We start from the raw sequence: 15,038 nt of genomic DNA on the forward strand, positions 1-15,038 counted from the left end.
ATTCTTTTCCCTCTTGAGAGGGGTTAGGGGTGTGTAAAAAGAAGATTCAATACTATAGATACGTATTAACATTTTCACTTTATTTGTAACCTATAGATATACAATCGCTTCTATGAACCCATCAGGATTTAAATATCATATCCATTACTTATATATTTTTTGTCTTTGGTTATCTTTTTCTGGTATCCAGGCACAACAGGCAAATGATACGCTAATCGCATCGCAATATTTTAAAAAAGCAGATTCTTTGCTAATCGATAGGAAATTGGATAGCTCGATTGTATATTTTAAAAAAGCATTGCCCATATATAAACAAACAAAAACCTGGGAACGTGTCGCTCAATGTCATAATAAGATTTCTGAGAATCAATGGCGTAATTCTAAATATGAAGAATCTTTAGTCAGCGCTAAAAAAGCATTGGAAATTAGTACTCAATACCTTAAAAAAAACAACTTAGAAGAAGCTAAAGCTTATGACAATATTGGAAAATATAATGAGATAAAAATTTCTGATTTCACAACTGCTTTCAAGTTTTATCAAAAAGCATTTACCATCAGATTAAACATATTGCCTAAAAATCATTATTTAATTGCTAATACTCATGATAACTTCAGTAATCTTAATATAAAAAAGGGAAATTACAAAGAGGCGTTAGAGCATCAAAAAAAAGCCTTAAATATAAGAATTCAGAATTTTGGAGAATTTCATCCCCTCTCTGCAGAATCCTATAATAGTATTGGAAATATACATTTTTACCAATGGGAGTATAAAACAGCATTATTTTATTATGAAAAGACTTTAAATATAAGAAAGAAAATATTCCCTCCTAATCATTATAGTACAGCTATTTCATATGCGAATATTGGGCTTATTTATCATAAAAAGCAACTAAATGATGTTGCTTTACAATATCTCAAAAGAAGCTTAGTCATTAAAATAAAAACACTTGGAAAAAATCATCCAGAAATAGCTCGTTCATATCATAATATAGGTTCCGTTTATAGAAGACACGAAATGTATGATAATGCTCTTAAATATCTTAAAATGGCTTTAGACTTGAGAATAAACATTCACGGGAAACATCATCCAAATGTTGGGCGATCATATTATGTTATTGGAAGTGTATTTGATTCCAAAGGCAAATATTCACTAGCACTACAATATTATAATACAGCCCTATACATCAAAATCAAAGCCCTAGGTAAAAATCATAATAGTATTGCAAGCATATATAATAATATAGGTTTTACATACAAAAAGAAAGGTCAATATGATAGGGCATTGAATTATTATAAAAAGGCTATAACAATCAAATCTAAGGTATTTGACGAACATCATATTTCTCTAGCTAAAACTTATAATAATATTGGAAACATATATAAGTTTAAAAAAGATTTTAATAAAGCATTGTTATATTATCAAAAAGCATTAAAAATAAGAGTGCGAGAATTTAATTATAATCATTCGGAAGTTGCGGATTCCTATAATGATATTGGTAATATTTATCTAATCAAAAAAGATCATAATAAAGCATTAAATCATTATAAAAAGGCATTAGAAATAGGATTTAAAACTACTGGAAATCAAACATCTGTAATTGCTGAATCTTATTACAACCTAGCAAAATTTCACACTTCTAAAGGAAACTTTCAAACTGCACTAAGTTATTACAAAGATGCCAAGCATATATGGTCAAATTTATTAGGAAATGATCATTCATACAATTTGGATATAATGAATAAGATTGCATCCATTTATTTTAAAAACGAGAATTATCAAAATGCATTAATAAATTATAATAGAGCTTTAAAAGCTAATATTAAACTTAACACAAATAATTCTTCCACAAACCAATACTTAGATTTAAACATTCTTTTAAATACCTTAAAAGGTCAAACAAAAACCTATATAGCACTATACCAACAAAGTAAAAACTTAGATGATTTAGAAAAAAGCATCTCCTCCTACCAAAAAGCAGATACACTTATCAACTCTATTAGACAAACCTTAAACAACTATGAAGATAAAGTAGCTTTTGCTAATACGGTAAAAGAAGTCTATCAGGGAGCTATTGAGGCACAACTCTTATTATATAATTATAATAAAGATCAAAATACACTTGTGCAAGCATTCTATTACACAGAAAAAAGCAAAGCCAATACCTTAAAAGATTTACTAAACGATGCCAATGCTAAAAGCTATACAGGGTTACCATCTGACTTGTTAACTCTTGAAAAAGATCTAAGAATTGATCACGCATATTATCAATCCCGTATCACTAAAGAATATTCTAAACAACAAATTGACTCTTCAAAGATTTCTAATTATGAAAGTAAACTCTTCGATATCTCCAGAAGACAGGATTCACTGACAGAGGTCTTAGAAAAAAAATACCCGAAATATTATCAGCTCAAATATCAAAACAAGAAGCTGTCCGTAGCGGATATTCAACAAAAGCTAGATGAATCTACAACACTCTTAGAATTCTTTACCACTGATAGTACTACATATGCATTTACCATTACTAAAAACAAGCTAGCTGCTACAAAATTAAAAACACCCAGCTTAAAAGATAATATCCAATCGTTACGACGAACAATCACTACCAAAAACCTTGATAACTATCAAAAACAAGCTTCTGCTTTATATACAATACTTATAGAACCCATCAAAGATCAATTACAAGGAGATCGATTGATTATCATTCCTGATGGTCCTTTATGGCATCTTAATTTTGATCTGCTACTTACTCATAATAATTACGACAAAAATATTACCGTAACACACCCTAAAGACTACCCTCTATTACTTAAAGAGTATGCTATTTCTTATGTTAATACAGCTAACCTACTATTTGATACTCCAGATACTACTTTAGATACCAAAAAACGAAAAGAATGCCTTGCATTTTCTTTTTCTGATAGCACTAAAACAAATACTTCGAATACCATTAGTTTTGCAACCCTAAGAGGTTCTAATACGGATCTACCAGGAACCAGAAAAGAGATCAAAGCCATCTCTGATATTATCGATGGTCAATATTATTATGGATCAGAAGCCATAGAAGCTAATTTTAAGAAAAATGCTGATCAGTATAACATTTTACATCTAGCACTGCACGGCGAAGTTGATAATGAACGCCCAGAAAACTCTAAACTCTTTTTTACCAAAAACAAAGACACTATAGAAGACAATCTCTTATACAGTCACGAATTATTTGCATTGGATATCCCTGCAGAACTTACCGTACTTAGTGCTTGTAACACAGGATCTGGTAAAATTGCCAAAGGCGAAGGAATTATAAGTCTGGGTACCGCATTTCAATATGCTGGTACTAAAAGTCTACTACTTACCAATTGGGCAGTTTCTGATGAAACAACACCGCAATTGATGCAGTACTTTTACACCAACCTCAAAGAAGGAATGTCTAAAGACAAAGCGTTGCAACAAGCAAAACTACAATACCTAAACACAGATAAATTTCACTATCTCGCTGATCCTTTTTATTGGGGTGGTTTTTATCTGGTTGGAGATACTACTCCTATACAGTTTAGTCAGGATTATACCTGGTATTGGGGGATTGGGTTTGTGGTTTTAGGGATATTATTATTGAGTATATTCTTTTATCAAAGAAAAAAAACTAGTCAATGAAAGCGTTTTATATCTTTCTTATCATATTTCTAGGGCTTACCAATTTTGGTTATAGTCAAACTAAAACCGATACAATTATCGCATCCCAGTATCTTAAAAAAGCGGATTCTTTGTTAGGTGAATGGAAATATGACAATTCTATAGAACTTTTTAAAAAAGCCTTGCCTATCTATGAACAAGCAAAAGCCTGGGAACGTGTTGCTAGTTGTTATAATAAGATTTCTGAGAATCAATGGCGTAATTCTAAATATGAAGAATCTTTAGTTAGTGCTAAAAAAGCATTGGAAATTAGTACTCAATACCTTAAAAAAAATAATTTAGAAGAAGCTAACTACTACGTTAATGTCGGAAAATATTATGAAATGTTTAAATCTGATTTTAACTCTGCTTTTAAGTTTTACCAAAAAGCATTTATCACCAGATCACAAATATTACCGAAAGACCATTATTTAATTGCCGATTCTTATGATAGATTTAGCAATCTTAATATAAAAAAAGGAAACTATAAAGAAGCTTTAGCATATCAAAAAAAAGCATTAAAAATAAGGATTGACACTTTTGGAGAACTTCATACTCTTTCTGCAGAATCTTATAATAGTATTGGGAATATCCATTTTGACAAATGGGAATACGATAAAGCATTAATATACTATAAAAAGGCATTATTTATAAAAAATAAAAACCTACACGTATATCATCCAAACTTAGCATCTTCTTATGGAATTATTGGTTTGACTTATCTTAAAAAAGAACAAAATGAGATAGCATTAAAATACCTTAAAAAAGAATTGGCAATAAAAATAAAAGTACTCAAAAAAAATCATAATGATATAGCTATCGGTTATAATAACATAGGTGTAATTTATAAATTAAAAGGAAAATATAATCAAGCTTTTGACTATTACCAAAAATCTTTAAAAATAAAAAAAAACATTTTTGGAGAAAATCATATAGAAGTAGCCTCATCATATCACAATATATCAATTTTATATAGGGCAACAGGAAAATATAATGAGGCATTAACATTTATACAAAAAGCAATTTCAATAAAAGAAAATACCTATGGAAAAAATAATATTCAGTTAGTAAACTCATTACATTCAATGGGATTAACTCATAGACAAAAAGGGGAATATGATAAAGCTATATATTATTATAAGAAATCTTTAGCCATAAAAGAAGTAGCGTATGGGAAAAACCATATATCGATTGCTTATTCGTATAATAATTTAGGCGCTGCTTATCGATTTCAAAAAAAATTGGATAAAGCATTGATATATTATCATAAAGCTTTAAAAATAAAGCAACAAAAATATAACCATAATCATACAACCATTGCCAATTCTTTGACTGAAATAGGTCGTGTTTTAGAGGAAAAAGAAAATTATAATGATGCAATAGTATATTACCAAAAGGCATTAACAATTAGATCAACAATACTCTCCAACAATCATCCAGAAGTAGCTGATACACATAATACTATTGCCAACACACATATTAAAAAAGAGCAATATAACACTGCATTATTATATTTTTCAAAAGCAATTTCATCTAACTTAAAAAACAAAAAACCATTAAATTTCATAATATATCTAAATACATTAAAAAGCCAAGCCAAAACCTATATAGCTCTATATCAACAACACAAGAACTTACACCATTTAGAGCAAAGTATAAAAATCTACCAAAAGGCCGACACCCTTATTAATTCTATCAGACAAACCTTAAACAACTATGAAGATAAAGTAGCTTTTGCTAATACTGCAAAAGAAGTCTATAAGGGAGCGATAGAGGCACAACTTTTATTATATAATTATAATAAAGATCAAAATACACTTCCGCAAGCATTTTATTATACAGAAAAAAGCAAAGCCAATACCTTAAAAGATCTATTAAACGATGCTAATGCTAAAAGTTTTACAGGATTACCATCTGACTTATTAACTCTTGAAAAAGATCTAAGAATTGATCACGCATATTATCAATCCCATATCACTAAAGAATATGCTAAACAACAAATAGATTCTTCAAAGGTTTCTAATTATGAAAGTAAGCTTTTTGATATCTCCAGACGACAAGATTCACTAACCGAAATATTAGAAAAAAACTATCCAAAATATTATCAACTCAAATATCAAAATAAAGTGTTGTCGGTGGCTGATATCCAACAAAAACTAGGTGAATCTACAACACTCTTAGAATTCTTTACTACTGATAGCACTACATATGCATTTACCATTACTAAAAACAAGCTGGCTGCTACAAAATTAAAAACACCCAGGCTCGAAGATAATATCCAGTCACTAAGACAAACGATCACTGCAAAGAATCTGGACAAATACCAGGAACAAGCACATAGTTTATATTCGACACTTATTAATCCTATCAAAGATCAACTACAAGGAGATCGATTGATTATTATTCCTGATGGTCCTTTATGGCATCTTAATTTTGACCTCTTACTCACTCATAATAATTATAATCAAAGTGTTACCGTAACTCACCCTAAAGAGTATCCTCTTTTACTTAAAGAGTATGCTATTTCTTATGTCAATGCCACTAACCTACTATTTGATGCTCCTGACACTACTTTAGATACCAAAAAACGAAAAGAATGTCTTGCTTTTTCTTTTTCTGATAGCACTAAAACAAGTACCGCAAATACCATCAGTTTTGCGACCCTAAGAGATTCTAATACGGATCTGCCAGGTACCAGAAAAGAGATCAAAGCCATCTCTGATATTATCGATGGTCAATATTATTATGGATCAGAAGCCATAGAGGCTAATTTTAAGAAAAATGTCAGTCAGTATAACATTTTACACCTTGCATTACACGGCGAAGTAGATAATGAGCGTCCAGAAAATTCTAAACTCTTTTTTACCAAAAACAAAGATACTATAGAAGACAATCTCTTATACGGTCACGAATTATTTGCATTGGATATCCCTGCAGAACTTACGGTACTTAGTGCTTGTAACACAGGATCTGGTAAAATAGCCAAGGGTGAAGGGATTATGAGTCTGGGTACTGCTTTTCAATATGCTGGCACTAAAAGTCTACTACTTACCAATTGGGCAGTTTCGGATGAAACGACACCACAATTGATGCAATATTTTTATACCAATCTCAAAGCAGGAATGTCTAAAGACAAAGCGCTTCAACAGGCAAAACTACAATACTTAAACACAGATAAATTTCACTATCTCGCCGATCCTTTTTATTGGGGTGGTTTTTATCTGGTTGGAGATACGACTCCAATACAATTTAGTCAGGATGATACCTGGTATTGGGTGATTGGATTTGTGATTTTGGGGGTATTACTATTATTCCTTTGGTACAAAAGAAATAATTCTCCTCTTGAGAAGGTAAGGGTATATAAAAAGAGGGTAACTACTTCATACTAACACACACCCAAGGATTCCTGACTCTTGCTATAGCTCAAGTCGGAATACTATCCCTCTCCAGAGGGAAATCAATAAGGCATATTATGACTAAGAAAAGAAAAACATCATAAACTTTATATTCCCCTCTTGAGAGGGGCAAGGGGTGTGTAAAAAGAGGGAAGCAAATAAGATTCAATATGACAAAAAAAAGAAAAATCATCCCATATAATCCAAAATTGAAAGAATTAGCAAGACAACTACGAAATAACAGTACAAAATCTGAAGTATTGTTGTGGCAAAAACTCAAAAGAAAACAAATGTATGGGTATGATTTTCACAGACAAAAGCCTATCGACAATTATATATTAGATTTCTTTTGTCATGAATTAATGTTAGGTATTGAGATCGATGGATATTCTCATCAATTAATCGAAGTATACAACAAAGATGTACGTAAAGAAAGGAAAATGAATAGTTTGGGAATCAAAATTCTCAGGTTTACAGATCAACAAGTATTCCAAGACATGTTTAATGTACTATTAGTTATAGAAGATTATATCCAAAATCATGAAAACGAAAAATCATCATAAACTATATATTCCCCTCTTGACAGGAGTTAGAGGTCTGTAAAAAGAGGGTAACTACTTCATACTAACACACCCAAGGATTCATGACTCTTGCTATAGCTCAAGTCGGAATACTATCCCTCTCCAGAGGGAAATCAATAAGACATACTATGACTAAGAAAAGAAAAACATATAAACTTTATATTCCCCTCTTGAGAGGGGTTAGGGGTGTGTGAAGAGAAGACTCCACCTCATAACGCACCCAAGTATTTATTAATTCGTTGTGCATTTAAGAAAATTATTATAAAAAGCGTCAATTCGAGTGTTTTGTCGTAATGAAATGAAGACAAAATGCATCGAGAATAGTTTTTTAAAAAATAAAACCCTATTCTCGATACACTCGTCCTAAAGTCGAAGCACTCGAATCGACTGATTATGATTTGAAAAATAGCTATATACACAATAGGTATTTATCGCTAATTGTTTACATTCGTAACCATACAATCACTGTTATGATTTTAGTTACCGGAGCAACAGGTTTAGTAGGCAGCCACTTATTGGTAAAGTTAATCAAAGAAAAACATCAGGTACGTGCCTTATATCGTACTGAATCCAAAAAAGAGCAAGCAAGAAAGGTCTTCTCTTATTATTTTGAAGATCAGGAGAAAAACCTTTTTGATACTATAGAATGGTTTCAGGCCTCTATCGATGATGTTCCTGCCTTATCCGAAGCTTTTAACGACATTGATTATGTTTATCATTGTGCAGCTATGATTAGTTTTAATCCAGCGCATTACAAAAAACTACGCAAGGTAAATATTGAAGGCACAGCAAATATTGTAAACCTTTGTCTAATTCATAATGTTAAAAAATTATGCCACGTAAGTTCTATTGCTGCAATCGGAAAAGATCTAACGCAACCCTCGATAGACGAAACAACCGAATGGAATCCTGAAATCCCTAACTCTGTATATGCGATCACAAAATATGGTGCAGAAATGGAAGTATGGAGAGGAACACAAGAAGGTCTTAATGCAGTTATTGTAAACCCTGGGATTATTATTGGCCCAGGTTTTTTCAGCTCTGGAAGTGGATTTCTCTTTAAAAAAATCTATTCGGGGATGAAATATTATACGACCGGCACAACCGGATATGTGTCGATTGATGATGTGATCAATATCATGTATACGCTTACTACAGGAACATATAGTAACAAAAATTATATTCTGATAGGAGAGAATTTAAGCTATAAAACAGCATTCACTACTATTGCTGAAGCTTTAAACAAACCTAAACCCACTAAAAAAGCGACGCCTTTTTTATTAAAAGTCGCCTATTATCTACAGTTATGGAGTCATTTTTTCTTTAGGACAAAACGATCAGTATTCAGATCTTCTATCCAAAGTGCTTTTGCCAACAATTATTATAAGAATGATAAAATAAAAAAGGAGCTTACTTATAGTTTTATTCCGATCAAAAAAGCTATTAAAGAAACGGCTACTGTTTTTTTGAAAGAGGTTTGATTCTCTTTTTCTTAGCCTCTTTGATTTCTTCTTCGATTTCTTCCTCCAGTTCTGCTCCCATCAATTCATCAGGTATTCTTAAGTTTTTTTCGATCTTAATCCCTTTAGAAGCTTTAATAGAATCTTCAATTTTTTTAATAGAGTCTTCTTTCTTTTTTAGTGCTTCATACATATCCTTTGATTTTTCAAGTGTATCCTTTACACGAGTAAAAATCTTCTGATAATTTTCTAAATCCATCATATACCACGCATTGTTTTGCGCAAAAACCAAGCTATCAATACCATGTTTTTCAAGAATATAGCCTTCAGGATTCAATTTATTTAGCTCCATTTTTTTATTAAAAGAGCTTTTTGCCGACTTTACAAAAGCAATATCTATAAGAATCTCCACCATTTTATCCTCTTCGATAATATTCTCTGGTTTAGAAGCTTTATCAATAGTTTGGCAAGAAAAAACCAAAAAGATCATTGCGATATAGAGGATTCTGTTTATCATCTGTCAAAAGTTAATCGTTGAGCGCATTTTACATCATAAAACTTAAAGTTCTTATATACTAGACTCCCATTTACAAAGGTATGTGTCACTCTGGATTTAAAAGTTGTACCTTCAAAAGGAGACCATCCACATTTATAAGCTATATTATCTTTATTAACGGTCCAGGGAGCATTGAGATCTACTAAAACAGCATCTGCAAAATAACCTTCTTTGATGTACCCTCTTTTTTCAATCTGAAATAAAATTGCCGGATTGTGACTCATCTTTTCTACAATCTTTTCTAAAGAAATCTTGCCTTGATGATAAAATTCTAACATCGCAGGAAGCGCATGTTGTACCAACGGACCTCCAGAAGGCGCCTTTGTATATACATTCTCTTTTTCTTCTATAGTATGAGGTGCGTGATCGGTAGCTATTACATCTAATTTATCATCTAATAGTGCCTGAAACAATGCTTCTCTGTCATCCGCAGTTTTTACCGCTGGATTCCATTTAATCAAAGTTCCTTTTGAATCATAATCTGCATCAGAAAACCAAAGATGATGTATACAAACCTCTGCGGTGATTTTCTTTTCTTTTAACGGAATTTTATTGCTAAACAATTCCAGCTCTTTTGCGGTAGACAAATGAAATACATGAAGTCGTGCCCCTGTTTTTTTTGCTAAAGCAATCGCTCTTGAAGAAGATAAGTAACATGCTTCCTCACTTCGAATCACAGGATGAAATTTTAGAGGAATATCATCTCCGTATTGTTCTTTATATTCTGCTGTGTTATTCCTAATAGTTTCTTCGTCCTCACAATGTACTGCTATCAATAGATCTGTAGCAGAAAAAATCTTTTCCAGAACTTCTGGATCATCAACTAGCATATTTCCTGTAGAAGAACCTAAAAATAACTTAAGCGCTGCTACCTTTTTTGAATCTACTTTTAAAATTTCTTCAAGGTTATCATTTGTTCCTCCAAACATAAAAGAGTAATTAGCAGAACTGGTTTTTGCAGCGATAGCAAATTTTTCTTCTAATTTTTCTACCGTAGTTGTTTGAGGCACTGTATTAGGCATTTCTATAAAAGAAGTGATTCCTCCAGCAATTGCTGCTCTGGATTCGGTTTCTATAGTAGCTTTATGTGTTAAACCTGGTTCTCTAAAATGAACCTGATCATCTATCACACCTGGCAATAAATACCTTCCTTCTGCATCAAAAATGTGCACATCTGGGGATTTTGCACTAATCTGAGGTGCTATCTCCTTAAAAATCCCATTCTCTATATATACATCCCCATTAAAAATGTTTCCTTCGTTAACAATATTAGCATTTTTAATAAGCACACTATTCATAATCATATCTCGTATCGATTAAATAAACTTTTAAATTTCATTTTCAGTACTCCAAAAACGGCTTCAGAAATAATTCCTTTACTCATTTTTGACGTTCCTTTGGTTCTATCTGTAAAAATTACCGGGATTTCTTTTATTTTAAATTTCAATAAATGTGCTTTAAATTTCATTTCGATCTGAAAAGCATATCCTACGAATTTTATTTTATCCAGATTTATTTTTTCTAATACCTCTCTTTTATAACAGATAAATCCGGCAGTTGTGTCATGAATATCCATTCCTGTAATAAAACGAACATACTTTGAGGCTAACCAAGACAATAACACTCTACTCATTGGCCAATTAACCACATTAACTCCGGTTACGTATCTGGAGCCAATAGCGACATGTGAGCTTCCTTTGGAGCAAGCATTATACAATCGTATAAGATCATTGGGGTTATGAGAAAAATCAGCATCCATCTCAAAAACATATTCATAAGAGCGCTCCAAAGCCCACTTAAAACCCGCAATGTATGCTGTTCCTAGCCCTAATTTACCTTTGCGTTCTAATAAAAAAAGACTTTCAGGAAACTCTGATTGTAATTCCTTTATCTTATCAGCCGTTCCATCAGGAGAGTTATCATCTACAATCAGAACATTAAAGTCACGTTGAAGCGAGAACACATTTTTAAGAATACGTTCTACATTTTCAATTTCATTATAAGTAGGTATAATCACTAAGGCATCTACCATGCAAGCCATTTTCAGGCAAATATAACTAAATAATCACTAGATTTTTTTAGTTTTTAACTATGTAAAATTTATGTATTTATATAGATCATTTTATATTCGGCAATATTCAATTTTCTGAGGTTTATTTTAATATATGCTATGTATACTTTAGTTTTGCACAGATAACAACCAATGGAGTTTATTGCCCGAGAAATAACGACTAACAATTGGATTACCATTCTGATTGTGATTTGCCTGGCCTTACTAGCCTCTGCTAAATTGCTTAATCCTGTAAAGTTTTCTGATTTTACCTTACTTTTCAATACCAATAAATACATTGTTTTACAGCAAAAACCCAACAAACTATCTACGCCTTTTAATATTATATTAATTGCGTTTCAGATTATCTCATCTTCTTTATTTATATATTTCTGTTGGAAAATCTTTGGTTTACATAACACATCTGATGAAACTACTTTGTTTTTTGAAATCACCATACTCTACACTGTAGTCATTATTTGTAAAATATTAATAGAAAAAATAGTGGGAACCATTTTTTCTATAGATACTATAATTGAAGATTATTTGTTCTATAAAGTATCATATCGTAATTTTCTGGGCTTAATTTTATTGCCTATTAATATTTTGTTTGTGTATACTGCAGAACCTTCACAAATAGTTCTCATTGCACTTCTAGTTATCCTGTTAATTCTTAACCTTATTGTGCTGTTTTCTGTATACAAGAAAAATGAAAACATTATTTTAAACCACTTGTTCTATTTTATTTTGTATCTTTGCGCACTTGAAATGGCACCTTATTATGTACTGTATAAGCTTATTAGTTAATAAGCAAAAAACTTTACAAAAGAAAAATTATATATGAAAGTGAAAACGATTTTGGTCTCACAGCCAGAGCCTAAAATAGAAAATTCTCCTTATTTTGAACTTGAGGAAAAGGAAAAAGTAAAGATTGACTTCATACCGTTTATTCACGTTGAAGGTGTTGACGCTAAGGAGGTAAGACTGCAAAAAGTTGATTTATCTCAGTACACGGCTATTATTCTTACAAGCCGTAACTCTGTAGATCATTTTTTCAGAATTGCCGAAGAAATGCGTTTTAAGGTTCCTGATACTTTAAAGTATTTTTGTCAAAGTGAAGCTGTTGCTTACTATCTACAAAAGTATGTTGTTTACCGTAAAAGAAAGATTTATGTAGGGAAACGTACTTTTCAGGAATTATCACCTCTGATCAAAAAATATAAATCAGAAAAGTTTTTATTACCTTCTTCTGACAAACTTAAACGCGAAGTACCTGAAACTCTAGATAATCTTAAGGTAAACTGGAAACAGGGAATCTTTTATAGAACAGTAGTAAGTGATCTATCTGATCTAAGAGATGTGTTTTATGACATTCTAGTATTCTTTAGCCCTTCAGGAATAAAGTCTTTATTTGAGAATTTTCCTGATTTTAAGCAAAATAATACGAGAATAGCAGTTTTTGGTAATTCTACTGTAAAAGCAGCAGAAGAGCATAATCTTGTAGTAAATATACAAGCTCCTACTCCAGAAACGCCTTCTATGACCATGGCACTTCAGAAGTATATCAAAGAAGTGAATAAAAAATAATTCTATTTGTCCTACATAAGGAACTAATTGAATCATCAATAAATAAAAAAGCCTGAAATTAAATTTCAGGCTTTTTTTATTGTCATCTATATTCGTTTTATTTAAAACGAATATCTCTGAGGGCCTCCTCTACGAATTTCCTCATTTGCATATGATTCGAACTTTTTAAAATTCTCTCTAAAAGCATTCGTTAACTTAAATGCTGTTGAATAGTATTTCTCATCATCATTCCATGTAGCTCTTGGACTCAATACACTATCTGGAACACCAGGACATGTTCTTGGCTGTGCCACTCCAAATACAGAATGGATATGATAGTTATCATAAGAGTACAATCCTAAATCTCCATTTAAAACTGCCTGGATCATTGCTCGAGTGTATTTTAACTTAATTCGAGTTCCTACACCATAAGGACCTCCAGTCCATCCAGTGTTTACAAGCCAAACATTCACGCCCGCATCTTTCATTTTCTTAATTAACATCTCTGCATATTTTGCTGGATGAAGAGGCATAAATGGCGCACCAAAACAAGCTGAAAAAGAAGGCATAGGCTCTACAACCCCAGCTTCTGTTCCTGCAACTTTTGCAGTATATCCAGACATAAAATGATAAGCCGCTTGACTCGGCGTTAATTTAGAAATCGGAGGCAATACTCCAAATGCATCTGCAGTCAAAAAGAAAATATTCTTTGGATTCTTACCTATTGATGGCTCCTGAATATTCTCAATGTGATGTATAGGATAACTAACTCTAGTATTTTGAGTAATCGAAGTATCTTCAAAATCTACATCACCATTATCTTTAAGGATCACATTCTCAAGAATAGCTCCTTCTTTAATAGCTCCGTATATTTCAGGCTCTTTTTCTGCCGAAAGGTCAATAACCTTGGCATAACAACCGCCTTCAAAATTGAATATCGTGTCTTCTTTGGTCCATCCGTGCTCATCATCACCAATCAATTTACGATTAGGATCTGTTGATAAGGTAGTTTTACCCGTACCAGAAAGCCCAAAAAATATAGCAGTATCTCCTTCATCGCCCACATTAGCTGAGCAATGCATTGGTAAACAGTTTTTCTCAACCGGTAATATAAAATTCAAAGCAGAAAATATTCCTTTTTTGATTTCACCGGTATACCCTGTACCTCCAATTAATGCTATTTTTTTAGCAAAATTTAAAATGGCAAAATTATGCTGACGAGTTCCGTCAACTTTTGCATCTGCCATAAAGCCTGGCGCATTGATGATTGTCCATTCAGGATCAAAATCCTTTAATTGCTCCTCTGTTGGTCGTAAAAACATGTTGTAAGCAAACATGTTAGACCAAGGATACTCATTAATCACCCGGATATTTAACTGATACTCTGGATCTGCGCACGCATAACTATCACGAACAAAAATCTCTTTCCCAGAAAGATAATCGGTTACCTTATTATATAAGGCATCGAAGGCGTCAGGAGCAAAAGGAATGTTAATATCACCCCACCACACTTTGTCTTCTGTGATGTGGTCTTTAACAATAAAGCGATCCATTGGCGAACGACCGGTAAATTCTCCCGTGTTAATTGCCAACGCACCTGATGCTGTGATTTTCCCCTGACTTTTTTGCACTACTTCTTCCTGAAGCTCCTCAGGTGATAATTGGTAGCGCATTGTAGCATTTTCAATACCGTAATGCTTTAACGAAAACGTTTTCGTAGTTGGATACAGTGGTCCCATATAAAATATGTTGTGTTTGTT

Annotated in this window: 10 protein-coding genes; 6 read left to right on the forward strand and 4 right to left on the reverse strand. The window is 32.2% G+C overall.

Features of this window, described 5'->3' with window-relative positions; all coding sequences use genetic code 11:
* Positions 1 to 112: 112 nt before the first annotated feature.
* From U0D62_RS05195 to U0D62_RS05210, 4 genes are all read left to right on the forward strand, one after another.
* Entirely contained in the window at positions 113 to 3,652 is a 3,540-nt protein-coding gene (locus U0D62_RS05195) for a CHAT domain-containing protein (RefSeq protein ID WP_322194285.1), read from the forward strand.
* Entirely contained in the window at positions 3,649 to 7,059 is a 3,411-nt protein-coding gene (locus U0D62_RS05200; RefSeq protein ID WP_322194286.1) for a CHAT domain-containing protein, read from the forward strand. The genes U0D62_RS05195 and U0D62_RS05200 overlap by 4 nt, the downstream gene beginning before the upstream one ends.
* A gap of 176 nt (positions 7,060 to 7,235) precedes the next feature.
* Positions 7,236 to 7,628: an endonuclease domain-containing protein gene (locus U0D62_RS05205; RefSeq protein ID WP_322194287.1), complete on the forward strand. Its 393-nt coding sequence runs from the start codon at positions 7,236 to 7,238 to the stop codon at positions 7,626 to 7,628.
* A 488-nt stretch (positions 7,629 to 8,116) separates the two neighbouring features.
* Positions 8,117 to 9,127 (forward strand): NAD-dependent epimerase/dehydratase family protein, encoded by a 1,011-nt coding sequence (locus U0D62_RS05210; protein WP_322194288.1) that lies wholly within the window; start codon positions 8,117 to 8,119, stop codon positions 9,125 to 9,127.
* Here the strand turns inward: U0D62_RS05210 and U0D62_RS05215 are convergent.
* The 3 genes from U0D62_RS05215 to U0D62_RS05225 are packed head-to-tail and all read right to left on the reverse strand — an operon-like array spanning position 9,102 to position 11,694.
* On the reverse strand, positions 9,102 to 9,623 hold the full coding sequence (locus tag U0D62_RS05215; RefSeq protein WP_322194289.1) for a DUF4296 domain-containing protein: 522 nt from the start codon (positions 9,621 to 9,623) through the stop codon (positions 9,102 to 9,104). The two genes, U0D62_RS05210 and U0D62_RS05215, sit on opposite strands and share 26 nt — an antisense overlap.
* Positions 9,620 to 10,960: a dihydroorotase gene (locus tag U0D62_RS05220; protein ID WP_322194864.1), complete on the reverse strand. Its 1,341-nt coding sequence runs from the start codon at positions 10,958 to 10,960 to the stop codon at positions 9,620 to 9,622. The genes U0D62_RS05215 and U0D62_RS05220 overlap by 4 nt, the downstream gene beginning before the upstream one ends.
* Before the next feature lie 2 nt (positions 10,961 to 10,962).
* Positions 10,963 to 11,694 carry a polyprenol monophosphomannose synthase gene (locus U0D62_RS05225; protein WP_322194290.1) on the reverse strand — a complete coding sequence of 244 codons (732 nt, stop codon included), beginning with the start codon at positions 11,692 to 11,694 and terminating at the stop codon, positions 10,963 to 10,965.
* Between the two features lie 171 nt (positions 11,695 to 11,865).
* Between U0D62_RS05225 and U0D62_RS05230 the strand changes: the two genes are divergently transcribed.
* Both U0D62_RS05230 and U0D62_RS05235 read left to right on the forward strand, forming a co-directional pair.
* Positions 11,866 to 12,519, forward strand: a complete 654-nt coding sequence (locus U0D62_RS05230) for a DUF4271 domain-containing protein (protein WP_322194291.1) — start codon at positions 11,866 to 11,868, stop codon at positions 12,517 to 12,519.
* Positions 12,520 to 12,552: 33 nt separating this feature from the next.
* Positions 12,553 to 13,299 carry a uroporphyrinogen-III synthase gene (locus U0D62_RS05235; protein WP_322194292.1) on the forward strand — a complete coding sequence of 249 codons (747 nt, stop codon included), beginning with the start codon at positions 12,553 to 12,555 and terminating at the stop codon, positions 13,297 to 13,299.
* 101 nt (positions 13,300 to 13,400) lie between these two features.
* On the opposite strand, the gene pckA is transcribed toward U0D62_RS05235, so the two are convergent.
* A complete protein-coding gene (gene pckA, locus U0D62_RS05240; protein WP_322194293.1) occupies positions 13,401 to 15,017 on the reverse strand; it encodes a phosphoenolpyruvate carboxykinase (ATP) in 1,617 nt (538 codons plus the stop codon).
* Positions 15,018 to 15,038 lie beyond the last annotated feature (21 nt).

The sequence above is a fragment of the Aquimarina callyspongiae genome (assembly GCF_034322225.1).
Classification (GTDB): Bacteria; Bacteroidota; Bacteroidia; order Flavobacteriales; family Flavobacteriaceae; genus Aquimarina.

Excerpts from the sequence above, each read along its gene's own strand:
- U0D62_RS05225 (WP_322194290.1), bottom strand. The coding sequence starts at position 11,694 with ATGGTAGATGCCTTAGTGATTATACCTACTTATAATGAAATTGAAAAT.
- U0D62_RS05195 (WP_322194285.1), top strand. The coding sequence starts at position 113 with ATGAACCCATCAGGATTTAAATATCATATCCATTACTTATATATTTTT.
- U0D62_RS05220 (WP_322194864.1), bottom strand. The coding sequence starts at position 10,960 with ATGAATAGTGTGCTTATTAAAAATGCTAATATTGTTAACGAAGGAAAC.
- U0D62_RS05230 (WP_322194291.1), top strand. The coding sequence starts at position 11,866 with ATGGAGTTTATTGCCCGAGAAATAACGACTAACAATTGGATTACCATT.
- U0D62_RS05215 (WP_322194289.1), bottom strand. The coding sequence starts at position 9,623 with ATGATAAACAGAATCCTCTATATCGCAATGATCTTTTTGGTTTTTTCT.
- U0D62_RS05205 (WP_322194287.1), top strand. The coding sequence starts at position 7,236 with ATGACAAAAAAAAGAAAAATCATCCCATATAATCCAAAATTGAAAGAA.
- pckA (WP_322194293.1), bottom strand. The coding sequence starts at position 15,017 with ATGGGACCACTGTATCCAACTACGAAAACGTTTTCGTTAAAGCATTAC.
- U0D62_RS05210 (WP_322194288.1), top strand. The coding sequence starts at position 8,117 with ATGATTTTAGTTACCGGAGCAACAGGTTTAGTAGGCAGCCACTTATTG.
- U0D62_RS05200 (WP_322194286.1), top strand. The coding sequence starts at position 3,649 with ATGAAAGCGTTTTATATCTTTCTTATCATATTTCTAGGGCTTACCAAT.
- U0D62_RS05235 (WP_322194292.1), top strand. The coding sequence starts at position 12,553 with ATGAAAGTGAAAACGATTTTGGTCTCACAGCCAGAGCCTAAAATAGAA.